Origin of the sequence: Bradyrhizobium sp. Bra78 (assembly GCF_024519855.1) — a bacterium.
GTDB lineage: Bacteria > Pseudomonadota > Alphaproteobacteria > Rhizobiales > Xanthobacteraceae > Bradyrhizobium > Bradyrhizobium japonicum_G.
Genome location: NZ_JALJRE010000003.1, coordinates 496,630 through 521,635 on the forward strand (window position 1 = coordinate 496,630; position 25,006 = coordinate 521,635).

The 25,006-nt window shown below is 64.5% G+C and carries 17 protein-coding genes; 9 read left to right on the forward strand and 8 right to left on the reverse strand.

Going from position 1 to position 25,006, the window contains the following annotated elements:
• Positions 1-31: 31 nt before the first annotated feature.
• A complete protein-coding gene (locus OC450_RS09700; RefSeq protein WP_262047829.1) occupies positions 32-1,891 on the reverse strand; it encodes an acetyl-CoA hydrolase/transferase C-terminal domain-containing protein in 1,860 nt (619 codons plus the stop codon).
• Between the two features lie 239 nt (positions 1,892-2,130).
• Between OC450_RS09700 and OC450_RS09705 the strand changes: the two genes are divergently transcribed.
• The 4 genes from OC450_RS09705 (at position 2,131) to OC450_RS09720 (ending at position 5,887) form a co-directional block, all read left to right on the forward strand.
• Complete coding sequence (locus OC450_RS09705; RefSeq protein WP_211382878.1) at positions 2,131-3,528, forward strand: TolC family outer membrane protein; 1,398 nt, start codon at positions 2,131-2,133, stop codon at positions 3,526-3,528.
• A gap of 25 nt (positions 3,529-3,553) precedes the next feature.
• Positions 3,554-4,111, forward strand: a complete 558-nt coding sequence (locus OC450_RS09710) for a hypothetical protein (protein ID WP_262047762.1) — start codon at positions 3,554-3,556, stop codon at positions 4,109-4,111.
• A 39-nt stretch (positions 4,112-4,150) separates the two neighbouring features.
• Entirely contained in the window at positions 4,151-5,062 is a 912-nt protein-coding gene (locus OC450_RS09715) for an amidohydrolase family protein (protein WP_262047763.1), read from the forward strand.
• 201 nt (positions 5,063-5,263) lie between these two features.
• A complete protein-coding gene (locus OC450_RS09720; RefSeq protein WP_211382875.1) occupies positions 5,264-5,887 on the forward strand; it encodes a LysE family translocator in 624 nt (207 codons plus the stop codon).
• Positions 5,888-5,896: 9 nt separating this feature from the next.
• Here the strand turns inward: OC450_RS09720 and OC450_RS09725 are convergent, their stop codons facing one another.
• The 3 genes from OC450_RS09725 to OC450_RS09735 all read right to left on the reverse strand — a co-directional run bounded on the left by OC450_RS09725 (position 5,897) and on the right by OC450_RS09735 (position 11,863).
• Complete coding sequence (locus OC450_RS09725) at positions 5,897-9,013, reverse strand: efflux RND transporter permease subunit (RefSeq protein WP_262047764.1); 3,117 nt, start codon at positions 9,011-9,013, stop codon at positions 5,897-5,899.
• 37 nt (positions 9,014-9,050) lie between these two features.
• On the reverse strand, positions 9,051-10,295 hold the full coding sequence (locus OC450_RS09730; RefSeq protein WP_211382873.1) for an efflux RND transporter periplasmic adaptor subunit: 1,245 nt from the start codon (positions 10,293-10,295) through the stop codon (positions 9,051-9,053).
• 167 nt (positions 10,296-10,462) lie between these two features.
• Positions 10,463-11,863: a CoA transferase gene (locus tag OC450_RS09735; RefSeq protein WP_211382872.1), complete on the reverse strand. Its 1,401-nt coding sequence runs from the start codon at positions 11,861-11,863 to the stop codon at positions 10,463-10,465.
• Positions 11,864-11,982: 119 nt separating this feature from the next.
• On the opposite strand from OC450_RS09735, the gene OC450_RS09740 reads away from it, so the two are divergent.
• Together OC450_RS09740 and OC450_RS09745 are read left to right on the forward strand one after the other, a co-directional pair.
• Positions 11,983-12,270, forward strand: a complete 288-nt coding sequence (locus tag OC450_RS09740; RefSeq protein ID WP_008136644.1) for a hypothetical protein — start codon at positions 11,983-11,985, stop codon at positions 12,268-12,270.
• 95 nt (positions 12,271-12,365) lie between these two features.
• Positions 12,366-13,136 (forward strand): SDR family NAD(P)-dependent oxidoreductase, encoded by a 771-nt coding sequence (locus tag OC450_RS09745; RefSeq protein ID WP_211382871.1) that lies wholly within the window; start codon positions 12,366-12,368, stop codon positions 13,134-13,136.
• 137 nt (positions 13,137-13,273) lie between these two features.
• Here the strand turns inward: OC450_RS09745 and OC450_RS09750 are convergent, their stop codons facing one another.
• The 3 genes from OC450_RS09750 to OC450_RS09760 are packed head-to-tail and all read right to left on the reverse strand — an operon-like array spanning position 13,274 to position 19,051.
• Positions 13,274-16,717 (reverse strand): error-prone DNA polymerase, encoded by a 3,444-nt coding sequence (locus OC450_RS09750; protein WP_262047765.1) that lies wholly within the window; start codon positions 16,715-16,717, stop codon positions 13,274-13,276.
• The gene (locus OC450_RS09755) at positions 16,714-18,366 is read right to left on the reverse strand and encodes a Y-family DNA polymerase (protein WP_262047766.1); all 1,653 of its coding nucleotides are present in this window, start codon (positions 18,364-18,366) and stop codon (positions 16,714-16,716) included. Before OC450_RS09755 ends, OC450_RS09750 begins: the two co-directional genes overlap by 4 nt.
• Entirely contained in the window at positions 18,263-19,051 is a 789-nt protein-coding gene (locus OC450_RS09760; protein ID WP_211382868.1) for an ImuA family protein, read from the reverse strand. The genes OC450_RS09755 and OC450_RS09760 overlap by 104 nt, the downstream gene beginning before the upstream one ends.
• 164 nt (positions 19,052-19,215) lie before the next feature.
• On the opposite strand from OC450_RS09760, the gene OC450_RS09765 reads away from it, so the two are divergent.
• The 3 genes from OC450_RS09765 to OC450_RS09775 all read left to right on the forward strand — a co-directional run bounded on the left by OC450_RS09765 (position 19,216) and on the right by OC450_RS09775 (position 23,636).
• Positions 19,216-20,451, forward strand: a complete 1,236-nt coding sequence (locus OC450_RS09765) for a putative DNA modification/repair radical SAM protein (protein WP_262047767.1) — start codon at positions 19,216-19,218, stop codon at positions 20,449-20,451.
• Entirely contained in the window at positions 20,451-21,893 is a 1,443-nt protein-coding gene (locus OC450_RS09770) for a UdgX family uracil-DNA binding protein (protein WP_262047768.1), read from the forward strand. The genes OC450_RS09765 and OC450_RS09770 overlap by 1 nt, the downstream gene beginning before the upstream one ends.
• Positions 21,894-22,013: 120 nt before the next feature.
• Complete coding sequence (locus OC450_RS09775) at positions 22,014-23,636, forward strand: inorganic phosphate transporter (protein WP_262047769.1); 1,623 nt, start codon at positions 22,014-22,016, stop codon at positions 23,634-23,636.
• A gap of 77 nt (positions 23,637-23,713) precedes the next feature.
• Here the strand turns inward: OC450_RS09775 and OC450_RS09780 are convergent, their stop codons facing one another.
• Complete coding sequence (locus OC450_RS09780) at positions 23,714-24,886, reverse strand: M20 aminoacylase family protein (RefSeq protein ID WP_211382864.1); 1,173 nt, start codon at positions 24,884-24,886, stop codon at positions 23,714-23,716.
• Positions 24,887-25,006 lie beyond the last annotated feature (120 nt).

A 25,006-nucleotide genomic window follows, 5' to 3' on the forward strand; every position in this document is an offset into this window, starting at 1 on the left:
CGATGACGATTTATCCCAATCTCATCGCGCTTTAGGCGTTGCGGCTCTGCGCGAGGGCCGCGCTGACCAGCGCGCGGTAGCCGCGCTCCGGCCAGGTTTTGGGGCGATCGAGACCGAAGCGTGCGAGACATGCCTCGTCGGCCGCATCCGTTTTTCGGATCAGCCCCTGCCAGAGCAAGCCTGCGAGCGCCCGCGGTGAACGTTGCGCGCCTTGCAGGATCTCCAGTGCCGGAATGAGGCGCTGTTCCACCTCGGTGAAATCGCAGCCGAACGGAAATGGCGGCAGCAGGCCGGCGTCGCGCGCGGGCTTGAGCGCAGCCGCGATCCGCTCGGGATGGTTGTCGCGATGAGCCGCCGGGATCTCGTAGTCCCGCGGCAGTTTGCCGGCTTCCTTCGCGACCCGCATCAGTTCGTCCTGGAAGCGCGAATCCGCGATCGCCAGCATGCCGGCAATCACATCGGCATCGGACTTTCCTCTGAGATCGGCGACGCCATATTCCGTGACGAAGACGTCGCGCAGATGGCGCGGAATGGTCTCGTGCCCGTAGCGCCAGAGAATGTTGGATTTGAGCCCGCGGCCGGCATGTCGCGTCGCCTCGAGCGTCAGGACCGACCGCGCGCCCTCGAGCGCAAAGGCCTGCGCCACGAAATTGTACTGCCCGCCGACGCCGCTCACCACCTGCCCGTCGTCCAGGCCGTCGGAGACGGCCGCGCCGAGAAGCGTCGCCATCATGGCGTTGTTGATGAAGCGCGCATCGACGCGGGCGCGGCGCTTCCGCTCCTCTTCGCCGTAGAGCTCGTTGGTGAACGACACCGGCATCATCTGAATGCAAGCGATCCGGTCCGGCGGCATCTCGCGCAGCGCGCGATAGAACGATTTTGGACCGAGGAAAAAAGCGCCGTGCAGCACCACACCATCGACGGAGCGCTTGAGAATGTCGGCCTCGATCAGGCCGATGAAGGCCTCGGTCAACATTTCGCTGACACCGTAGAGGCCCGCGGCGAAGGCGCCGGATTCCTGCGCGACGGCCGGTCGCGCGGGTGACAGCCGGGCCATGACGCTACGAAACGCGCCGCTGTCGCGATGGCGCAGGATCAGGCCCTGCGCCAGCGCGTCGCCGATCTGCCCGATGCCGATTTGGAGCGTGCCGCCGTCGCGCACCAGTGATGCCGCATTCAGCCCGATCGCGAATTTGGTGTTGGAGATCGGCTCCGACGGCGGCGCAAAGAGCGGAAAGTCCGTCGCGGCGCTATCCAGCACCGCACTGAATTCATCGGCCGCCAGATCACCCGCACCCGGCATGAACGGCAGTTCGGAGTTCACCTGCGCAACCAGCTTGAACGACGCACGCCCGGCGCGGCGCTCACGCAGCACATCCAGCGTCGTATCGGTGTTGCAGGACAGGCTGTAGCGCGGAACGCCATCAACGACGCGCTTGGCCACCAGTTGCGTTACCACGTTGAGTCCGCGCGCCAGCAAATAGCTCGCCGCGTGCGTGTAATTGGCGGAGATGTAGTTCTGCTGCGCGGCCGGCACGTGCAGCCAGCGCCCTGCGAGAAAGAAAAATTCGGCGACCTTGATGTTGGGCGGCAGCCGCCCCTCGCGCAGCGCGTCGGCATAGGCCAGATCGGGATAGCCGCCGAGGAGCCGGTCGATCACGGGCGCGATGAAGCGGTGCTCGATCAGTCCCTTCGGTCTCGGCTTTTCCAAGGTCAGCGCCGAGAGCAGTGTCAGCTTGATGTCAGGATCCGCGCAGGCCCGCGCATAGAGGGCGTTGACCACATGACAGGCCTTGCCGAGGCCGAGCGGCAGGCCGACCACCAGATCGGTTCCGACATCGCGAACGATCTCCTCCGCGAGCGCATCGGGGTCGGAGAAGAGTTTCGGCATCATCCGTGGGATCCGGACCACATTACGGGCACCTGACGGAATCCCTATAGCGCATCCGGGAGGAAATTGGTGTGTGACGCACCTGCAACAAGCACGGAATACATGGGGGTTTTCCCCGCGGCAGTTTGCCTGCGGGACCCGCGCTGGATAAACAGTTAAGAGGCCACCGTCGGCGGGGGCGGACAGCCGGGGTTTTGCGGGATCATATGATTGGGCGTGCCACCAGAGCTGGTCGCGTGATGACGCGGCATCGATCGGGCGTGGCTCCTGTGCTGGCAACATGGACCACGCTGGCGCTCTGTTGCGCCTTGCCCTCCGCCGCATGGGCGGAGGCCCTGCCGGAGGCGCTGGCCAAGGCCTACCAGACCAATCCACAGCTCAATGCCGAGCGTGCGCGGCAGCGTGCCACCGACGAGAACGTGCCGCAGGCGCTCGCCGGCTATCGGCCGCAGATCGTGGCGAGCCTCAGCGCCGGCCTGCAATCGGTGCGCAATCTGCTGCCCGACAACACCATCCAGACCGCCAATTTGAAGCCGTGGATCATCGGCGTCACGGTGACGCAGACGCTGTTCAATGGGTTCCGCACCGCCAACAACGTGCGCGCCGCCGAACTCCAGGTGCAGTCGGGCCGCGAGGCGCTGCGCAATGTCGGCCAGGGCGTGCTGCTCGATGCGGTGACCGCCTACACCAACGTGCTCGCCAACCAGTCGCTCGTCGAGGCGCAGCGCTCCAACGTCGCCTTCCTGCGCGAAACGCTCTCGGTCACTCAGCGCCGCCTCAACGCCGGCGATGTCACGCCGACCGACAGCGCGCAGGCCGAGGCGCGGCTCAACCGTGGGCTTGCCGATCTCAACGCCGCGGAAGTCGCGCTGGCGGTGAGCCAGGCGATGTACGCGCAGGTGATCGGCAATGCGCCGTCGCAGCTTCGGGCCGCCGAAGTCGTCGATCGCTATCTGCCGAAAAGCCGTGAAGACGCGCTGACGATGGCGATCCGCCAGCATCCGGCGGTGATGGCGGCGGGCTTCGACGTCGACGTCGCCTCCACCAACATCCGCGTCGCCGAAGGCGCGCTGCTGCCGAGCGCCAGCATCCAGGGCAGCGCCAGCAAGAGCCGCAACAACGACCCGACGCTCGGCACCTTCGCCGAAGACCAGGCCTCGATCGTCGCCAACGTCACCGCGCCGATCTACGATGGCGGACAGGCTGCCGCGCAGACCCGGCAGGCCAAGGAGATCACGGCGCAGAGCCGGCTCGTGCTCGACCAGGTGCGCAACCAGGCGCGCACGGCCGCGGTCAGCGCCTGGGTCGCCAATGAAGGCGCCAAGATCGCGGTCTCGGCCTCGGAGTCCGAGGTCAAGGCGGCAACCGTCGCGCTCCAGGGCGTGCAGCGCGAAGCCGCCGGCGGACAGCGCACGACGGTCGACGTGCTGAACTCGCAGGCCGATTTGATCCAGGCAAAGGCCCGCCTGATCGGCGCGCTGCGCGACCGCATCATCGCCTCCTACACGCTGCTCAGCGCCGTCGGCCATCTCGACGTCAAGACCTTGAGCCTGAACACGCCGGACTACCTGCCCGAAGTGCACTACCAGCAGGTCCGCGACGCCTGGCACGGCCTGCGCACGCCGTCTGGGCAGTAGTATCACATCGTCTGGCTTGGTGCCGATGAAGAGCCGCCGAATCCATCTGATGGGAGCTTCAGGCTCCGGCGTGACGACGGTCGGTCGCGCGATCGCCGGCCGGCTTGCGCTGCCGCATCACGACAGCGATGATTATTTCTGGCTGCCGACCGCGCCCCCTTACCAGACGACGCGCCCCGCCGCCGAGCGCCTGCGCCTGATGCGCGAGATGTTTCTGCCGCGTCTCGATTGGGTGCTGAGCGGAACCGTCACCGGCTGGGGCGAGGAGCTCGTTCCGCTTTTCGATCTGGTCGTCTTCGTGAGCACGCCGCGCGAAATCCGGTTGACGCGATTGCGCGCCCGCGAGGCCGCCCATTTCGGCGCTGACGCCGTCGCACCGGGCGGATGGCGCCACGACGAGACTGACTGTTTTGTCGAATGGGCATCGCACTACGAAGCCGGGGATCGCGAAGGCCGCAGTCTTGCAAAGGATGAAGCGTGGCTCGCGAGCCTGCCCTGCCCGATGGTGCGCGTTGACGGCTCACGCCCGCTTGCGGACCTCGTCGAGCAGCTATGCAGCGAAGTGGGGCGGCTGCCGGGCTGATGTGATACCGTGCCGGCCTCCCTTGCCGCCGGAGTAGCCATGTCCAGCAAAGCCCACCCCCGCGCGGCGCAGCCCGCGACGCCGGTCAATTTCGACGTTCCGGCGCATGCCTGCGACTGTCACACCCACATCCATGGCGACGTCGAAAAATTTCCCTTCTTCGCCGGGCGCGTCTACACGCCGGAGCCGGCGAGCCCTGAAGAAATGGCGGCGCTTCACAAGGCGCTGCATGTCGAGCGCGTGGTGATCGTGACGCCGAGCGTCTACGGCACCGACAATTCCTCGTCGCTGTTCGGCATGAAGGCGCGCGGCGCGAACGCGCGCGGGGTGGCCGTGATCGACGACAACACCACGGAGGCGCAGCTCGATGCGATGCAGGCGGATGGCTTCCGCGGCATCCGCATCAATCTCGCGACCGGCGGCGTCAGCGATCCCAATGCCGGCCGCGCCCGCTTCACGGCGGCTTCCGAGCGCATGAAGGCGCGCGGCTGGCACGTGCAACTCTATACCACGCTGCCGATGATCTCGGCGATCAAGGAGCTTGTGCTGGCCGCACCGGTGCCCATCGTGTTCGACCATTTCGGCGGCCTTGAGGCTCCGCATGGGCTGGAGCAGCCGGGATTTGCGGACCTGGTCGAACTCGTCAAATCCGGCAAGGCCTATGTGAAGATCTCCGGCGCCTACCGCTCGTCGAAGCTCGCACCCGATTATCAGGACATGGTGCCCTATGCGCGCGCACTGATCGCGGCGAATGCGGACCGCATCGTCTGGGGCACGGACTGGCCGCATCCGGATTCGAGCCGTGTCGAGGGACGCAAGGCAACCGACATCGCGCCGCTCTACCAGATCGACGACGGCCGCCTGCTCAATCAGCTTCCGGTGTGGGCGCCGGATGCTGATGTACGCAAGAAGATCCTGGTCGACAATCCGGCACGTCTCTACGGGTTCTGAGTCGCGACAGGCGCGATTAGGTTCAACGAAGTGCGACGCAATTCTATGCCGAGTCGTCGAACTGTTGTCGCGAAAGCACGACGGTGCCGGACTCACACGAACGTGTTCGTGTTTCCTTTCGCTTTTCACCCTTTCGGTTGAGGCAAGGATTCTCATTCGCCGGTACGCACACGCACAGATTTCATTTATTCGTGCGGATGCATGCCCTTATCGCATTATCTTGCCGCGCTTTTCTCCGGCATTGGAATTGGTTTCACCGTCGCCGCTCCCATCGGACCCATGGGGATGCTCTGCATTCAGCGCACACTGGCATCGGGCATGGCCACTGGCCTCGCAACCGGCTTCGGTGCGGCGACCGTGCATCTCACCTACAGCGTCCTTGCGGTCTTGGGACTCGGCGCGCTTGCGCAGCCCTGGGTCGAGGCCAATGCCGCCGGCTTCGGCATCGTCTCGGCGCTTACGCTGCTGTGGTTCGCGATCCGGACCCATCGCAGCTCCTTCGTGCTTCAGGAAGGCCGGATCGCCAACGTACGCCTGACGCGCGCCTATTTCAGCGCCGTCGCTCTCGGGCTGACCAATCCGCTGACCGTCATCCTGTTCCTGGCGGCGCTGCATGCGTTCTCGACACCATCTGTTGCCCCGCCGCTGGTCGCGGGCGTCTTCGTCGGCTCGGCGATCTGGTGGATGATGCTCAGCACGATGGTCGCAACCGCGCGGTCACGGCTGACGCCGCGGATGCTGTCGTTGAGCAGCCGGTTCGCGAGCCTGATGCTGCTCGGACTCGGCGCCACGATGCTGGTACGGATCGCGCAGCGGATGTTGTGACAGGCGCGTTCAGCGCGCGCGGCGCGAGAAAAAGGAGATCAGCACCGGCAACGTCACCAGAATCACGATCGGGGCCAGCATCATGCCGGTCACCACGACCACCGCGAGCGGCTTCTGCACCTGCGAGCCGATGCCCTCCGACAACGCCGCCGGCAAGAGCCCGATGCCGGCGACGACGCAGGTCATCAGCACCGGCCGAAGCTGCAGTTCGCCGGTGCGTATCACCGCGTTCACGCGGTCCATGCCCTCTTCGATCAGCTGGTTGAACTGCGACAGGATGATGATGCCGTCCATCACGGCGATGCCGAACAGCGCGATGAAGCCGATCGCCGCGGAAACGCTGAAAGCGGTGCCGGTGATCAGGAGACCGAGCACGCCGCCGAAGATCGCCATCGGGATCACGCTCATGGCGAGCAGCGTATCGGTCATCGAGCCGAAATTGAACCAGAGCAGGACGCCGATCAGCGCGAGCGAGATCGGCACCACGATCGACAGCCGCCGGATCGCGTCCTGGAGATTGCCGAATTCGCCGACCCAGTCCATGTGCGCGCCGGGCGGCAGCTGCACCTGATCGGCGATCTTCTCCTGCGCCTCACGGATCGCGCTGCCGAGGTCGCGCTCACGCACCGAGAACTTGATCGGCAGATAGCGTTCCTGCTGCTCGCGATAGATGTAGGCCGCACCCGAGACCAGGCTGATGGAGGCGACCTCGCTGAGAGGGATCTGCGTGACGGTGCCGTTGGGTCCGGGCGCGCCGATTCGCAGATTCTGGATCGCCTCGGCACTCCTGCGGAATTCTGGCGCGAGGCGAACGATGATCGGGAAATGGCGATCGCTTCCCGCCTCGTAGATGTCGCCGGCGGTGTCGCCGCCGATCGCGACCTTGATGGTGGCGTTGATGTCGCCCGGCGCGAGGCCATAGCGGGCGGCCTTGGCACGGTCGATGTCGATCTGGATGGTCGGCTGCCCGAGCGAGGTGAACACCGCAAGATCGGTGACCCCCTGCACGGTGGCCAGCACCGACTTGATCTTGTTGGCAGTTTCGGTCAGCGCCTGGAGATCGCTGCCGAACAGCTTGATCGAGTTCTCGCCCTTCACGCCGGAGACGGCTTCGGAGACGTTGTCCTGGAGATATTGCGAGAAGTTGAACTCGACGCCGGGGAAACGATCGTCGAGTTGCTTGAGCAGCTGCGCGGTCAGCTCCTCCTTGTCGCGGGTGCCGGGCCATTGGCTGACGGGCTTGAGCGGCGCGAAGAACTCGGCGTTGAAGAAGCCGGCGGCGTCGGTACCGTCATCGGGTCGGCCGTGCTGCGACACCACGGATTCAACTTCGGGCCGCGCGCGAATCACCTTGCGCATCTCGTTGACGTAGGAATTGCCTTCCTGGAGCGAGATGGTCGGCGGCAGCGTGGCACGTATCCAGAGATTGCCTTCCTCCAGCTTCGGCAGGAATTCGAGGCCGAGCAGCCGGCTGAGCGCAACCGTCATCAGCACGAGGCCGACCGCGCCGCCGAGCACGATGCCGCGGTTGGCGACGGCCCAATTCAACAGCGGCATGTAGAGCCGGTGCAGGATCAGCATCACCCTGGTCTCGGTCTCCTCGACATGCGCCGGCAGGATGATCGCGGACAGCGCCGGGGTGACGGTGAAGGTCGCTAGCAGCCCGCCGGCGAGCGCGTAGGCATAGGTCCGCGCCATCGGTCCGAAGATGTTGCCCTCGACGCCGGAGAGCGTGAACAGCGGCAGGAAGGCCGCGATGATGATCGCCGCGGCGAAGAAGATCGAGCGCGAGACGTCGGCCGCCGCGCTGAGGATGGCATGGCTCTTCATGCCGAACAGCGTCTCGGACGACATCTGCTCGGATTCCGACATCGGCGTGGTCTGCGTCAGGCGCCGGAAGATCGCCTCCACCATGATGACGGTGGCGTCCACGATCAGGCCGAAATCGATGGCGCCGACCGACAGCAGGTTCGCCGATTCCCCGCGCAGCACCAGGATGATCACCGCGAAGAACAGCGCGAACGGAATCGTCGCGCCGACGATCAGCGCGCTGCGGAGGTCACCGAGGAAAATCCACTGCAACAGCACGATCAAGAGAATGCCCACCACCATGTTGTGCAACACGGTGTGGGTGGTGAGCTCAATCAGGTCTCCGCGGTCGTAGATGCGCTCGATGCGCACGCCGGGCGGCAGGATGCTGGAATTGTTGATGGTCTGAACGAGTTGGTGGACGCGCTTGATGGTCGGCGAGCTCTTCTCGCCACGGCGCATCAGGACGATGCCCTGCACCATGTCGTCGGACTCGTCGAGGCCGGCGATGCCGAGTCGCGGCTTCTGGCCGACGGTGACGGTGGCGACGTCCTTGACCAGCACCGGATTGCCGTTGGTCTGCGAGACCATGGTGTTGGCGAGGTCGTCGATCGAACGTATCAGGCCGACGCCGCGCACCACGGCCGATTGCTGGCCTATATTGACGGTGTTGCCGCCGACATTGACGTTCGCATTGCCGACCGCCTGGAGCAATTGCGGCAACGTCAGGCCGTTGGCGACCAGCTTGTTGTTGTCGACCTGGAGTTCGTAGGTCTTGCTCTTGCCGCCCCATCCGGTGACGTCGATCACGCCCGGCACCGCGCGGAAGCGACGCTGGAGGATCCAGTCCTGGATGGTCTTGAGGTCGAGCACGCTGTAGTTCGGCGGGCCGACGAGGCGATAGCGGAAGATTTCGCCGATCGGGCTGAGCGGCGAAATCTGCGGCTGCACGTTGCCGGGCAGCGGCGCGAGCTGCGCCAGACGGTTCAAGACCTGCTGCAATGCCTCGTCATAGGTATAGGCGAAGGAGAATTGCAGTTTGACGTCGGAGAGGCCGTAGAGGGAGATGGTGCGAATTGTCGTCAGGTTCTTCAGACCTGCAACCTGGGTCTCGATCGGAATCGTGATGTAGCGCTCGATCTCTTCCGCCGACAGGCCCGGACTCTGCGTCACGATGTCGACCATCGGCGGGGTCGGATCCGGGTAGGCCTCGATGTTGAGCTGGTTGAAAGCGATCAGGCCGCCGATCAGCACGACGACGAACATGCCAACCATCAGGAAGCGCCGGTTGACGGCAAGGGCGACGAGACGATCCATGCGGGGCTTCAGCTTGTCTTGTTTCTTGGGTCGTCGATCAGCTGCCGGACGCCGCGCGGTCGATGAACAGGCTGCCTTTGGTGACGATCTGCTCGCCGGGCTTCAGATTGCTGGTGACCTCGACGAGGTTGCCGTTGATGAGGCCGATCTTGATCTCGCGCAGTTCGACCGACTTGTCCTCGCGCGCAACCCAGAGTCGGACCTTGTCGGCTTCATAGATCAACGCCTGCTTCGGCACGGCCGGCGCGGCGCGGTCGCCAGCCGAATAGATCGTGACGTTGGCAAACATCTCGGGCTTGAGCAGGCCGTCCTTGTTGTCGATGGTGGCGCGCACCAGGAGGCGGCGAGTGGCGGGATCGATCGCCGTGGCCACGTAGTTGATTTTAGCCGTCAGCGGGCGGCCCGGAAGCGCCATCACGTTGACGGTGATGTCCTGTCCGAGACAGACCGCGGCCGCATCGCTCTCGCGCACGAAGGCGGTGAGCCAGACGGTGGAGAGATCGCCGATCACGAAGACCGGATCGCTGGCGCCGGAGTTGACGTACTGGCCCGGGCCGATCTTGCGCTGCACGACCGTACCCGCGATCGGCGAATAGATCGTGACTTCCGGATTGATGGCGCCCTTGTCCTGGAAGGCCTTGATGGTCTCGTCGGTGAAACCGAGGATGCGCAGCTTGTTGCGCGCGGCTTCCAGCGACGTCGCCGAGGAGCGCATGTCGTTCTGCGCCTGAACCTGGGTCGCTTCCGCCTGCTGGTAGTCCTTCAGCGGAATGGCGTGGCCCTCATAGAGGTCCTTGGCGCGTTTGAACTGGATGTCGGCAAGATCGATCGCGGACTTCGCCTTGTTCTGCGAGGTCATCGCCGCGATGAAATCGTTCTGGGCCTGCACGGTGTCGGCGGCCTCGATCGTGAACAGCGGTTGACCTTGCTTCAGCGTCTCGCCCGGCTTGGCGAGCAGCCTGGTCACCCGGCCTGCATAGGGCGAGAACACCGGCGTCGAGCGGTCCTCATCGACCGCGACCTTGCCTTCGGTGACATATTCGGCCCGGAAGGTCTTGGCCTTGACCGGCTCGATCGTCAGCGTCGCCCATTCCGACGGCGTCGGCGTGAAGTTCTGCGCACTCCTGCGCGACTGGCTGGATATCTCGGAGTGGCTCTTGTCCTTGGCTCCCGCATAGAGGAAGCCGTAGGCCCCGGCACCCGCAAGCGCTAGTAAAACTACGGACGTGATCACCCGCTGTTTTGTAAGCACCTGCAATCGTTTGGTATTTTCAACTACCATGGGGCCCGGTCTAATCTGCGATGATACCGGCGGCTGCCTGCCTCATCGGTCGCGCTAATAGTGCCGAATTGCGATTTCAAACAACCTAAAAAACGCCGGGCGCCTTTCGGTTTGCGTTAAAATTTTGCGACACGTCAGCTTCATGTCAGCTTCGCGTTAGCTTCACGTCAGCTTCTCGCCGGCCACTGCGCCGGATGACTGCCGAGCGGCATTGCCGGACGACTCCATTGCGCCGGCGTCTTCGACAGCAGCGCTGAATGGCGCACTGCCTTCAACGTGCCGAAGCCAGATGGCATGCTCTCGATGAATGCAGCATGTACAGCCTCACCCGTAATATCCGGGGTGTTCAGGCCACCTTCGAGTCGTCCGAGATTCCACAGCCAGCGTCCGGTCTGCGCCAGCGACACGCGAACGTGCCAGCTGCCGCCTTCGCGGGCCTGGCGCGCCTTGGCCATCATCGCGCCGAACGCCATCAGATAACCGGTGGCATGGTCGAGCATCTGCGCCGGCAATTCCTTCGGCCCGTCGATCCCGGCGGCCTGCCCTTCGGCACGGTTGAAGCCGGTCGTGGTCTGCACCAGCGAGTCGAAGCCGCGCCGCTCCGCCCAGGGGCCGGCATGGCCATAGGCCGACAGCGTCACATAGACGATGCCGGGATTGATCTTCGCTGCGTCCTCCGGCGCGAAGCCGAGAGCGGCCAGCGCGCGCGGGCGATAGCCTTGCGATAAGATGTCGGCGTCCTTCAACAACTCGCGCATCTGCGCCCGGCCGGCCTCACTCTTCAACGCGATGAAGGTGGTGAGCTTGCCGCGGCCGGTGTCAATGGTGAGCCAGGGTATAGCGGGCAGCTCCGGCCCTGAAATCAGCAGCACATCGGCGCCGTGCGCGGCGAGCGTGCGGCCGGCGACCGGCCCTGCGATGACGCGGGAGAGATCGAGCACGCGCAGGCCTGAGAGCGGACGATCGCCTTTGGACCACCGCTTTGGCGCAGCCTCGCCGATCTTCTCGATCGAGATGAGCGGCAATTCGGCGAGCACGCGGGCCTGCGGCAGCTCGGACCATTCGTCGTAGGACCGCATCAGGGCGACGACTCCGCCCGCGGCATAGGCCGCAGTCTCGAAATCCTCACCCTTCCATTGCATCAGCGCAGCCTGCACTTTCTCGCGCTCGGGCTCGCAACCGAGCACGTTGCAGACGGCGTCGCGGTGATGCGGGAAATTGGTATGACAGCGGACGAAGCGGTTGTCGCCGGTCCTGTAGACGCCGGCGATGGCGTCCCAGGCCGGCGGCGGCGGCTTGTCGTCGACACGCAAATAGCGCTCGGAGCGGCATTCGACGACGGCGTGGCGCATGTCGACCGAGACATCCTGCGCCTCGCCGCTGCGCAGCCTCCAGATCTCGGCGGCAGCGAGGCCCGAGGCGGCGATCGTGGTTTGTCCGGCGACGGCGACGCGAAACGAGGACGGGATTTGCGGCTCTTCGCCCGTCAGCTTCACGCGTTCGAGCGCGGCCGCATCGCCGCCAGCGGAGGTCCAGATGTCGCTGAGAATGCCGGCGGGGCTTTGCATGACCGCTTCTCTCTCTTTCAGGTTATTGTTTGAGCATGATCTTCCGGAAAACCGCTGCGCGCTTTCGGGATCATGCTGTAGTTTTTTCGAGACCTTCCATCAGCACACAAAGGAATGCAATGGCCGCCATCGATCCCCTCACCGCAGGCGCCGTGTTCATCGCAACGGCGGCCACCGACGCGGTCTATGTCATGTTCACCTCGGCCGTGATCGCGCGCAAGCGGGTGCCGGCGGCGAACTGGAGCGCGGTCTGGTACCTGCTCTCTTCCTACGCGGTGATCAGCTACACCGAAAACGCGTTCTATGTCGCTTTCGCGGCGATCGGCTCCTGGGCCGGCGCCTACGCCTCGCTGACCTTCCTGCACCGCCCGCCCGGCGGCCCGCCGGTGGGCGCGGCGCCGGAGTGAGGTGGGCCGCTTTCGCGGGGTATGACACCGAGAATGAATTCGACATCCTCGCTCAAACAACTAAGTTCCGCACGATCAACAAGGAAAACCAAACAATGGATCTCGGTCTCAAAGGCAAGAATGCCGTCGTACTCGGCGGCACGCGCGGCATCGGGCGGGCGATTGCGGCAACGCTGGCCGGTGAAGGCGCCAATGTCGCGGTGTGTGCGCGCAACGCCGACCAGGTCGCGGCTACCGTCGCTGAACTGAAGTCCAGCGGCATCCGCGCGACCGGCGGCCCGGTCGATGTCACCGACGGCGCGGCGCTGAAATCCTGGATCGAGGGCGCTGCACGCGAACTCGGCGGCATCGACATGCTGTTCTCCAACGCGGGCGCGATGGCACAAGGCCATGATGCCGCATCGTGGGAGCAGAATTTTCGGCTCGACGTGCTCGGTGCCGTGCACGCGTTCGACGCCGCGCGGCCGTTCCTCGAGGCCGGCGGCGAGACGAGCGGCGATGCCGCCTTCGTCATCATTTCATCGATTTCGGCGGCGCAGGCCGATCTCGCCAGCTCCTACGGCCCGATCAAGGCGGCACTGATCCACATGGCCAAGGGGCTGGCGCGGCAATATGCCAAGAAGAAGATCCGCGTCAACGTGGTGTCGCCCGGCACGGTCTATTTCAAGGGCGGCGTCTGGAACATGATCGAGCAGAACATGCCCGAGCGTTACAATGATGCGATGAAGCGCAATCCGACAGGCCGCATGGCGACGCCTCAGGAGATCGCGAGCGCAGCGGTGTTTCTGGCAAGCCCGGTGTCGGGGTTCACGACGGGATCGAATCTCGTCGTGGATGGGGCGATCTCGAACCGGGTGAATTTTTAGGGAAGCGGAGCATCATCACCGAAGAACTTGTAGGGTGGCGAAGCGTGCCCACCGCTTTCGCGAAAGAACCTAGAACGTGGGCACGGCGCTTACGCGCCTTTGCCCACCCTACGGCAGCTTCGTTAGAGGGAAGCACCTCAATGAAAATCGCGCGACGGCGGCAGGATGCGGACGTTGCGGGGGTGGCGGATTTTTTGCGCGGGGGTATCCGCGTGGTCGCGGCGGTCGTCGTTGAGCGGTTCGATGAGATCGGCGCCTGCCGGCACTGGATGCCTGCGGCTGAGTGCATCGTTGGCGAGGCTGACCAGATCGTGCGAGCGGTCGACCATGCGCTGCGCGATCAGGTGCGTCACCTTTTCGGGGCTGCTCTGGATATAGCCCTCGACCAGGATGAGGCGCGCGCCCATCACTTCCTTGCGGTACTGCTCCATGATCTTGGGCCACACCACGACATTGGCGATGCCGGTTTCGTCCTCCAGCGTCATGAACACGACGCCGCTGGCGCTGCCCGGCCGCTGCCGCACCAGCACGACGCCGGCGCAGCGGACGCGTCGCCGCTCGTTCTCGTGCCTGATCTCCTTGCAGGCCACCACCCGCTCGCGCGAAAGCATCCCGCGCAAAAATTCCATCGGATGCCCCTTCAGCGATAGCCGGATGGTCTGGTAGTCCGCGACCACCTGCTCGGCCCGCGGCATCACCGGCAAGGGTTTGGCGTGCTCGTCCGGCTGCTCGCGCGCGGTGGCGGCCTCGAACAGCGGCAGCGGTACGTCGTCGGGCAACCGCCGCACCTGCCACAGCGCCTCGCGGCGATCGAGCCCGAGCGAGCGGAAGGCATCGGCATCGGCGAGCAGAATCAGCGCACGCTTGGGCAGGCCGGTGTCGCGGGCGAAGTCTTCCAGCGAGGTGAACGGCCGGCGATTGCGGGCGGCGACGATGCGGGCGGCCCAGTCTTCCTTCACCTCCCCCGGGAGAGGGAGCACAATCCCGTCATGGCTCGCGCTTCCGCCTTCGCTCTCCGAGCTTCGGCGGACAAGTTGCGCACTCCGGAATGACAGTTGAGAGCGTTTCAGCCTCTCCTCATCCTCATCGAGCCAGTGAAACCCGTCGATCTGGCGGAAACCGAGGCGCACGGCGCAATATTTGCCGCGTCCCTCCTCCAGCGTGTTCTGCGCGAAACTGTAGGACACGTCGATGTCGCGCACCTCGACGCCGTTCTTGCGCGCATCGCCGACGATCTGCGCCGGGGCGTAGAAGCCCATCGGCTGCGAGTTCAGCAGGCCGCAGCAGAAGGCGTCGGGATGATGATGCTTCAGCCATGAGGAGATGTAAACGAGCTGTGCGAAGCTCGCGGCATGGCTCTCGGGAAAACCGTAGGAGCCGAAACCCTTGATCTGGTCGAAACAGCTTCTGGCGAAGTTGGGATCGTAACCGCGCGCGACCATGTTGCCGATCAGCTTCTCTTCGTATTGGCCGATGGTGCCGACATTGCGGAATGTCGCCATCGAGCGACGCAGGCCGTTGGCTTCCTCGGAGGTGAATTTTGCCGCCTCGATCGCGATACGCATCGCCTGCTCCTGGAACAGAGGCACGCCCTTGGTCTTGTGTAGCACCTTGTAGAGCTCGTCCGCTGGACCATGCTCGGGCGATGGCGAGGGATAACGAACCTCCTCCTGACCGTTCCGCCGCCGCAAGTACGGATGCACCATGTCGCCCTGGATCGGACCGGGACGCACGATCGCGACTTCGATGACGAGATCGTAGAAGGTCCGCGGCTTCAGCCGCGGCAGCATGTTCATCTGTGCGCGGCTTTCGACCTGGAACACGCCGAGCGATTCCCCGAGGCACAGCATGTCGTAGACTTTTGGATCGTCCTGCGGGACGCTCGCCAGCACCCAGCGCTCACCCTTGTGCCGGTCGATCAGATCAAAGCATTTCCTGATGCAGGTCAGCATTCCGAGCGCCAGCACGTCGACCTTCATCATGCTGAGCGCGTCGACGTCGTCCTTGTCCCATTCGATGAAGGTACGCTCGTCCATCGCGGCGTTGCCGATCGGCACATAGGTGTCGAGCCGGTCTTGCGTGAGCACATAGCCGCCGACATGCTGGGACAGATGACGCGGGAATTCGATCAGTTCGGTCGCAAGCTCGACTGCGAGGTTGATCATCGGATTTTTCGGATCGAGCCCGGCCTGCCTGACCTGCATGTCGTTGAGGCCCTTGCCCCAGCTTCCCCACACGGTGTCGGCGAGTGCGGCGGTGACGTCCTCGGTCAAGCCCAGCGCCTTGCCGACGTCGCGGATGGCGCTGCGCGGGCGATAATGAATGACGGTCGCGATGATCGCGGCGCGGTGGCGGCCGTAGCGGCGATAGACATATTGCATCACCTCCTCGCGCCGTGAATGCTCGAAATCGACGTCGATGTCCGGCGGCTCCAGCCGCTCCTTGGAGATGAAGCGCTCGAACAGCAGATCGACCTTGGTCGGATCGACCGAGGTGATGCCGAGCACGTAGCACACGGCCGAGTTCGCCGCCGATCCCCGCCCCTGGCACAAAATATTCTGGCTGCGCGCATAGTGCACGATGTCGTGCACGGTGAGGAAATAATGCGCGTATTTCAGCTCGGCGATCAGCGCGAGCTCTTTCTTCAGCGTCGCGCGAAGCTTCTCATCGATCTTTCCGCCGAAATATGTCTGCACGCCCGCCCAGGTCAAATCCTCCAGATGCCCTTGCGCGGTCTTGCCCGGCGGCACCGGCTCGTCCGGATACTGGTACTTGAGCTGGTCGAGTGTGAACTCGATCCTGTCCGCAAAGCGCATGGTCTCCGCGACCGCTTCGGGGAAGTCGCGGAACAGCCGGGACATCTCCCTGGGCGTCTTCAGAAAGCGCTCGGCATTGGCCTCAAGCTGGCGTCCGACCGCCCCGATCGTGGTCTTTTCCCGGATGCAGGTCAGCACGTCCTGAAGCGGACGGCGGCCGGGATCGTGATAAAGCACCTCGTTGGTCGCGAGCAGCGGCACTTTTGCTTTTGCGGCGAGATCATCGAGCCGCACCAGGCGGCGCCGGTCGTCGCCGCGGTAGATCAGGCTCACCGCCAGCCACACGCCCCCGGCGCGACTTGTCTTCAGCTTGGCGAGAATGTCCTGCGCCTGCGCCGCATCGAAACGGTGCGGCAGCGTCAGGATCAGGAGCTGGCCTTCCGAGAACTCGAGAAGGTCAGCAAACCTGAGATGGCATTCGCCCTTTTCGATCCGCGTGATGTCATCGCCGCGCTTGCCTCTGGTGAGAAGCTGGCACAGCCGGCCATAGGCGGCGCGGTCGCGCGGATAGACAAAAATGTCGGGCGTGCCGTCGATGAAGACGATGCGCGTGCCGATCAGCAGCTTGGGCTTGTGTCGCACCTTGTCATTGTCGAGCTCCTTGTAGGCCCGCACCACGCCGGCCAGCGTGTTGTGATCGGCGATGCCGATCACGGGAATGCCGAGCTTGCTTGCCTGATGCACATAGGCGCGCGGATCCGAGCCGCCGCGCAGGAAGGAGAAATTGGTGGTGATGCCGATCTCGGCATAAGCGGGCGCATTCATGCGAAGAGACCGTGCACATACCAGCCGGGAGGAACAGGCTTGCCGTCGTCGTCAAAACACTCCCCCTCGTAGAGACCATCGCGAAAGATCCAGAAGCGCAGGCCCTCGGTATCCTCGATGCGGAAATAATCCCGCGTCAGCTGCCTGCCGTCCTGCCGCCACCATTCCATCGCGATGCGCTCGGGCCCTTCCACCCGTACCACGGCATGCTGCACGCGCCGCCAGGTGAATTGATGCGGCGGCCCGTCGGGCACGGTCGCGAACGGCACCGCGACCGGTTCGGGCCTGTCGAACAACCGCAAGGGACGCAATGGCGGCTCACTCTCGGTGCGCGCGGGCCATTCGGCCTGCATGGCGGCAGCGAGATGATGCTGCGCCGGCGCGGCCAGCACCGCACATTCGGGAATATGGGTGTCCTGCGGCAGATGCACGACGACGCGCTTTCCGCCGATGCGCGCGGCAATGCGGTCGATCAATGCGGAGAGCTCGTCATTGTCGTGGACGTGGGCGTCGAGATCGCGCTGCTCCTGCACCACGATCTCGGTCCGGCTCGCCGACAGCCGCACCATGTCGAAGCCGAAGCCGGGATCCAGGGGATCGGCGAGCGCATCGAGGCGCTCGCGGAACAGACGATCGATGACTTTGCCTTGCGTCACCGGCCTCCCGGTCTCGACCATGATCGCACGCACCGCGCCGTCGGTGCGGAAGAAGGCGGCTTCCAGCCGGCGCGCGCCCTTGCCCTGCTTCTCCATCGACGCGATCAGCGTGTCGGCGAGCCGCGACAGCGTCATCGCGATCATGGTGTCGGTTGCGATCGGCTCGGCGAAGCGTTTTTCCACGATGTAGTCGGGCAGCGGTTTTCGCGGGTTGATCGGCGCATCGCCCTGCCCCAGCGCATGCGCGAGCAGCGTGGAGAACCGTGCGCCGAACCGCGCCGTGATTTCATGTGGTTCGCGGGAAGCGACATCGCCGATGGTCTTCAGGCCGGCGCGGCGCAAGCCCGTGGTGATGGCCTCGCCCGCGCCGAGCGCCGACACCGGAAACCGGCTGATCGCCGCCGCCTCCCCGCCATCGGCAACGATGGTGCCCGTGGTCTGGCGCGTCAGCGTACGCGCGCAGACCGAGGTGCCTGCAATTGCCGCACTGACGGCAAAGCCTTGTCGGCCGAGCGCGCGGACCAGCGTCTGCAGCAGTGCCGCTTCTCCGCCGAACAGATGCGCGCAGCCGGTAATGTCCAGAAACAGCCCATGCGGCGGATCGAGCGCCACCAGCGGCGTGAAGCGGTCGCACCAGTCGGCGATGTCGCTGAGCGTCTTCGCATCGGCCACGACATCGGCGTCGAACACCCGCAGGTCCGGGCACATCGCCCGGGCATTGGCCAGGGGCTGGCCGATATGCAGGCCGAGGCGCTCGGCGGCCTCGTCCAGCGCATGGATCACCAGCGCATTGTTGTCCTTGATGACGACGATGCTGGGATCGTCTTTTTGTTTTGACGCGTTTTCTTCACGCAAACCGGTACCCACTTCGCTTGAAAACGCTTTGTCATTACCCAGTCCGACGTCGTTGAAGAACCGCTGGATCCGGTCGATGGGCAGGCGCGGCAGCCACAGGCTGAGGATACGTCGACGGTTCAGAGAACTGGCACTCATCACATTTCCATTCCATGATCCACCGGCCGCATGGGCCGTGACGATTGCGCAAGAGTTCAACATCGAAACGCGGCGCGCCCCAGGCGCTCCACGCGACCCCCGGCGGCGAATGCGCCGCCCGCAGCATCCATCGGGTCTCGGCGGTCGACGGCAGCGGTTGCGCGGCCATCCGCAGCAGCAGGCCGGTGACACCGGAGCCTTGCGCAGCCAGCGTCAGCTTGCGGCTCGCCACGAGATCGAACTGTCTCGTCTCGCCCCAGAGCTCGAGCACGACGGCGCCCAGCGCATCGCAGGCGAGCGCATCGGCCGACGTGCGTAGCGCGCTCTCGACATCGGCGGCGCGCACCATCACCACGCGGCGCGGATCGAGGCCGAGCTCGGCGAGCCCGCTCATCGACAGCGCGCCGGTTTCAATTTCCGAAAAATCCTGCCGCACCCACAGCAGCGGTTTGCGCGCGGTCACGCGCCCCGCAAGCCCGCTGACAAAACCCGTCGCGGCCGTCCCCTGGCGCCCCTCGCAAAACACCTCGTGGATCACCGCGCGCGCGAGCCCGCCTTTCAGCGCGCTGTCGACCTCGCCATGGCCGAGCGCGACGCGATCGCGCTGATGGACGACCTCCGCGGTCTCGATGCGCTCGATCTGGCCGCGCAAGGTCGCAAGCGCGCTGATGCGTGCGCCGCTCATGGTCGCCGCTCCTTCAGGGGTGATTGCCGGTGGCTCTCAAAAATAAGAACCCGCGGCTGGCTCAATTGTTCATGATATGTTCTAATATAAAACTAACGGCGCCCCTGGAGTCAATCGAATTGGCGCTCTGTCGGATTCATGAGCGGAATCAAAGGGATTCAAACATGGACGTGCAACGCAAGCTGGAAATCCTGGCGGACGCTGCCAAGTACGACGCGTCCTGCGCCTCCAGCGGCACCGAGAAGCGGGACTCCAGCGACGGCAAGGGCATGGGCTCGACCGCGCCCGGCATGGGCATCTGCCATTCCTACGCGCCTGACGGACGCTGCATCTCGCTGCTGAAGGTGCTGCTGACCAACGCCTGCAATTACGATTGCCTCTATTGCGTCAACCGCGCCTCCTCCAACGTGCCGCGCGCCCGCTTCACCGTCGAGGAGGTGGTCAAGCTCACGCTCGACTTCTACCGGCGCAATTACATCGAAGGGCTGTTTCTCTCCTCCGGCATCATCCGGAGCCCCGACTACACCATGGAGCAGGTGGTGAGCGTCGCGCGCAAACTGCGCGAGGAACATCACTTCCGCGGCTACATCCATCTCAAGACCATTCCGGAGGCCGACGACGCGCTGATCGCGGAGGCCGGCAAATATGCCGATCGTCTCTCGATCAACATCGAGATGCCGGATGAGACGAGCCTGCAGCAATTCGCGCCGGAGAAAGACGTGCGCGCGATCCGCCGCACCATGGGCCGGCTGCGGCTCAAGCTGGACGAGGCCGAGGACTGCCGCAAAGCAAAGACGAAGGCCAGGCCGCAACGCTTCGCGCCCGCCGGCCAAAGCACGCAGATGATCGTCGGCGCCGATAGCGCCTCCGACCACACCATTCTCCACACCAGTTCCAATCTCTACGGCTCATACAAGTTAAGGCGCGTCTATTATTCCGCCTTCAGCCCGATCCCCGACGCCAGCCGCGCCTTGCCTCTGGTGCAGCCGCCGCTGCTGCGCGAGCACCGGCTCTACCAGGCCGACTGGCTGATGCGATTCTACGGCTTCGATGTTGGCGAGATCGTCGACGACAGCGCGATGCTGCCGCTCGACATCGATCCGAAGCTCGCCTGGGCGCTGCGCCATCGCGAGCGCTTCCCGCTCGACATCAACCGCGCCAGCCGCGAGGAGTTGCTGCGCGTGCCGGGCTTCGGCACCAAGGCGGTCGAACGCATCATCGCGACGCGGCGCACCACCACGATCCGCCTCGCCGATCTCGCCCGGCTGCACGTGCCCCGCAACAAGGCGCTGCCGTTCATCGTTCTCAGCGACCACCGCCCCTCGCCGCATCGCCTCGATGCCGCCGGGTTGATCGAACGGTTCAGGCCGAAGGCAACACAACTGGGGTTTGGCTTCTGATGCACTACATCATCCTCGATCACGAAACCGATTTCGAAGGCTGGCGCAAAGCCGCGCGCAGCCTCGTGCTTCATCATGTGCAGCCCACCGATGTCGCCTGGACCGTGCAAGGCCGCGAAGCGGAATTATTCGCGCCGCAAGCGCCGTCTCCGATCCTCGCGGTGAACGACGGCACCTTCAACGTATCAGGCAAATTCGTCGATCTCGCCAAGGCCGCGATCCTGCATCGCGATCCCGAACGCTTTGCGATCCTCTATCGCCTGCTCTGGCGCCTGAAAGACCATCACGATCTGATCGAGGTCGCGATCGATCCTGACGTCGCGCTGGTCACTGCGATGGCCCGAGCCGTCCATCGCGACGAGCACAAGATGCATGCCTTCGTGCGCTTTCGCGAGATCGGCCGCGAACGCGAAGCGCATTATGTCGCCTGGTTCGAGCCGGAGCATCACATCGTCGAACTCGCCGCGCCATTCTTCGCCAAGCGCTTTGCCGACATGCCCTGGTCGATCCTGACGCCGGACCTCTGTGCGCATTGGGACGGCCATGCGCTCTCGTTCACGCCGGGAGTCAGCAAGAGCGAGGCACCGGGCGAAGACCGGCTCGAGGAAACCTGGCGGCGCTACTACGCCAGCATCTTCAATCCCGCCCGGCTCAAGGTGAAGGCGATGCAGGCCGAGATGCCGAAGAAATACTGGAGGAACCTGCCCGAGGCTTCGATCATTAAGCCTCTGATCGAGGACGCCGAGCGCATGACCGGCGCCATGATCGCCAATGCCGCAACCGATCCGCACAAGCCCCAAAAGCGGCCGGAGGCTCCGATGACTCGCAAGACTTCCGCAAACGATCTCGAAGCTCTCCGTGAGGAAGCCGCGCATTGCCGCGCCTGCCATCTCTACAAGGACGCGACCCAGACCGTGTTCGGCGAGGGCCCGAAGCACGCCAACATCATGCTGGTCGGCGAACAGCCCGGCGACAAGGAAGACCTCGCCGGTCATCCCTTCGTCGGCCCGGCCGGCCAGATGCTCGACCGTGCGCTGGAGGAGGCCGGTGTCGATCGCAAGAAGGTCTATGTCACCAACGCGGTGAAGCACTTCAAATTCGTGCCGCGCGGAAAGATCCGCCTGCACCAGAAGCCGAATACGCCTGAAATCAAAGCGTGCCGGCAATGGTTCGAACGGGAAGTCTCGGCAATCCAGCCCGATCTGATCGTGGCGATGGGCGCTACCGCCGCGCAAAGCGTGTTCGGCAGGATCACCCCCATCGGCAAGACCCGCGGCCGGCTCATCGACCTTCCCGACGGACGCAAAGCGCTGGTGACGGTGCACCCATCTTACTTGCTGCGGCTGCCCGATCCGGAAGACAAAGCGCTGGAATATCAGCTCTTTGTCGAAGATCTGAAGATCGCCGGGTCGTTGCAGAAGAAAGCCGTACGCGCGGCCTGACCTGCGCCCTGCTGCAGGGCGCCATGCGACCGAGAAGTCCCCTCATTTCAAGTCGCCCATTTCAACCGCCTGTCACATGCCTCGCGCAAAATCGAAGCACAGGGACAGGAGAAATTTTCAATGAGTGACGTTGCTTTGCCCGGCTCCATCGAACCGGCCTTGGGCAGGGGCCCGGACCTCGATCGCGGCTTTCATCCGCTCACCGGTATCGTGTACCTGGGCGTCATCGCTGCGGCGCTGCTGTTCGTTGCTTACAGCATCTGGGTCGACGTCGATGCCACCGGTACACAGGTTAAGACCTACGCGCCCTTCATCCTTCTGTTCGTCGCGCTGTTGATCGCGCTCGGCTTCGAGTTCGTCAACGGCTTCCATGACACGGCCAATGCGGTCGCGACCGTGATTTACACGCGCTCGCTGCCCGCCCATGTCGCCGTGGTGTGGTCCGGCATGTTCAACCTGTTCGGCGTGCTGCTCTCGAGCGGTGCGGTCGCGTTCGGCATCGTCTCGCTGCTGCCGGTCGAGTTGATCCTCCAGGTCGGCTCCAGCGCCGGTTTCGCCATGGTGTTCGCGCTGTTGATCGCGGCCATCATCTGGAACGTCGGTACCTGGTACTTTGGACTGCCGGCCTCAAGCTCGCACACGCTGATCGGCTCGATCATGGGCGTGGGCATCATGAACGCGCTGCTGCACGGCCGTAGCGGCACATCGGGTGTCGACTGGTCGCAGGCAACCAATATCGGCAAGGCACTCCTGCTTTCGCCGCTATTCGGCTTCGCGCTTGCTGCCGTCCTGCTGTTGATCCTACGCAGCGTGCTCCTGGGCGCCACGCCTGCCCTGTTCGGTGAACCCAAAGGTGACCAACCGCCGCCGTTGTGGATCCGCGGCATCCTGATACTCACCTGCACGCTGGTCAGCTTCTTCCACGGCTCCAATGACGGCCAGAAGGGCATGGGCCTGATCATGCTGATCCTGATCGGTACCGTGCCGACGGCTTATGCGCTCAACCGCGCGCTGCCGGAAACACAGATCGAGGCGTTCGTCAATAACTCGGCCGCTGCCAGCAAGGTGATCGAAGCCAAAGCCGCCGGCTACAACGTGATCGGCAACCCGCGGCCGGCCGTCACCAATTATGTGGCTCAGCACGAGGTCAACGGTGGAACCTTCCCGTCACTTGCCGTTCTCGTGCGTGATATCGCCAAGCAGGTCACCACCTATGGCTCGCTCGCGAAGGTACCGGCAGAAGCAGTCGGCAACACCCGCAACGACATGTACCTCGCCTCGGAAGCGCTCCGCTTTCTGATGAAGGACAAGGAAGCCGAACTCAGCGCCGACGAAGTAAGCGTGCTCAACGCCTACAAGGGTTCGCTCGATAGCGCCACGAAATTCATCCCGGGCTGGGTGAAGATCGCGGTCGCCATTGCGCTCGGCCTCGGCACCATGGTCGGCTGGAAGCGCATCGTCGTCACGGTCGGCGAGAAGATCGGCAAGACGCACCTGACTTACGCGCAAGGGGCCTGCGCCGAGATCACCGCAGCCGCCACCATCGCCGCGGCCGACGGCTACGGTCTGCCGGTCTCGACAACGCACGTGCTGTCGTCAGGCATCGCCGGCACCATGGCCGCCAACGGCTCGGGGCTGCAATGGGCGACGATCCGCAACATTGCGATGGCCTGGGTGCTCACCCTGCCGGCTGCGATGATCATCTCGGGAGCGTTGTACTACATGTTCTCGCGGGTGTTCTGAACAATCGTATCACTCGAGGACAAAGGGCCCGTGCGATGCACGGGCCCTTATCATTTCATTTGTGCTCGGATTCAGCCCTACGACGCAGCCAGCGATTCCTCGACCAGCTTGACCCAGTAGGACGTGCCGAACACGATCGCCTCGTCGTTGAAATTGTAGGCGGGGTGATGCAGACCGGCGCTGTCGCCATTGCCGCAGAAGATGAAGGCGCCGGGGCGCGCTTCCAGCATGTAGGCGAAATCCTCGCCGCCCATCAGCGGCGGCATCTCGTGCACATTGGCATCTCCCGCAACTTGCCTGGCGATACGCCGCGCCACCTCGGTCTCCGCGGCGTGGTTGTTCACGACCGGATAGTTGCGCTTGTAGTGCAGGTCGATCTTGGCACCGGTGATCTGCGCCACGCCAGCGACAACCTCGTGCACGCGCTTCTCGACGAGCTTGCGCACCTCCGGCGACAATGTGCGGATGGTGCCCCTCAGCGTCGCAGTTTGCGGAATGACGTTGCGGGCATTTCCCGCGTGGAACTCGCAGATCGAGATCACGGCCGATTCCAGCGGATCGACGCTACGCGCCACGATCGACTGCAATGCAGTGATCACCTGTGCGCCGACCAGCACGGAATCGATGCATTTGTGCGGACGCGCGGCATGACCGCCGAGGCCCTCGATCATGATGTCGACCTCGTCGGTCGCTGCCATGATCGGACCCGGGCGGATCGCGAACGAGCCGATCGGGATGCCCGGGCCGTTGTGCATGCCGTAGACCTGCTCGATGCCGAAGCGCTCCATCAGCCCGTCCTTGACCATGGCCGCGCCGCCGGCGCCGCCCTCCTCGGCCGGCTGGAAGATCACGACAGCATCGCCGGCAAAATTGCGGGTCTCGGCGAGGTAGCGGGCCGCCCCAAGCAGCATCGCGGTGTGGCCGTCATGGCCGCAGGCGTGCATCTTGCCCGGAATCTTCGAGGCGTAAGGCAGGTTGGTCTGTTCCTCGACCGGCAGCGCATCCATGTCGGCGCGCAGGCCGATGGTCTTGAGCCCTTCGCCGGCCGGCTTGTTGCCCTTGATCACGCCGACCACGCCGGTCTGGCCAAGGCCGGTCACGACCTCGTCGCAGCCGAATTCGCGCAGCCGGTCCGCGACGAATGCTGCGGTGCGGTGGACGTCATACAGCAGCTCAGGATGCTCATGGATGTCCCGGCGCCAGGCCTGAATATCGGGTTGAAGGTCGGCGACGCGGTTCACGATGGGCATGGAGGGTCTCAAGCTTTGTTGAAAATGCAGGACTGTCTACCATGCAAGCGCCAGTCCACCCAACTGCCGCGGGCCGAGGGTAACCCTGTCCTCTCGTCATGGCCGGGCTTGTCCCGGCCG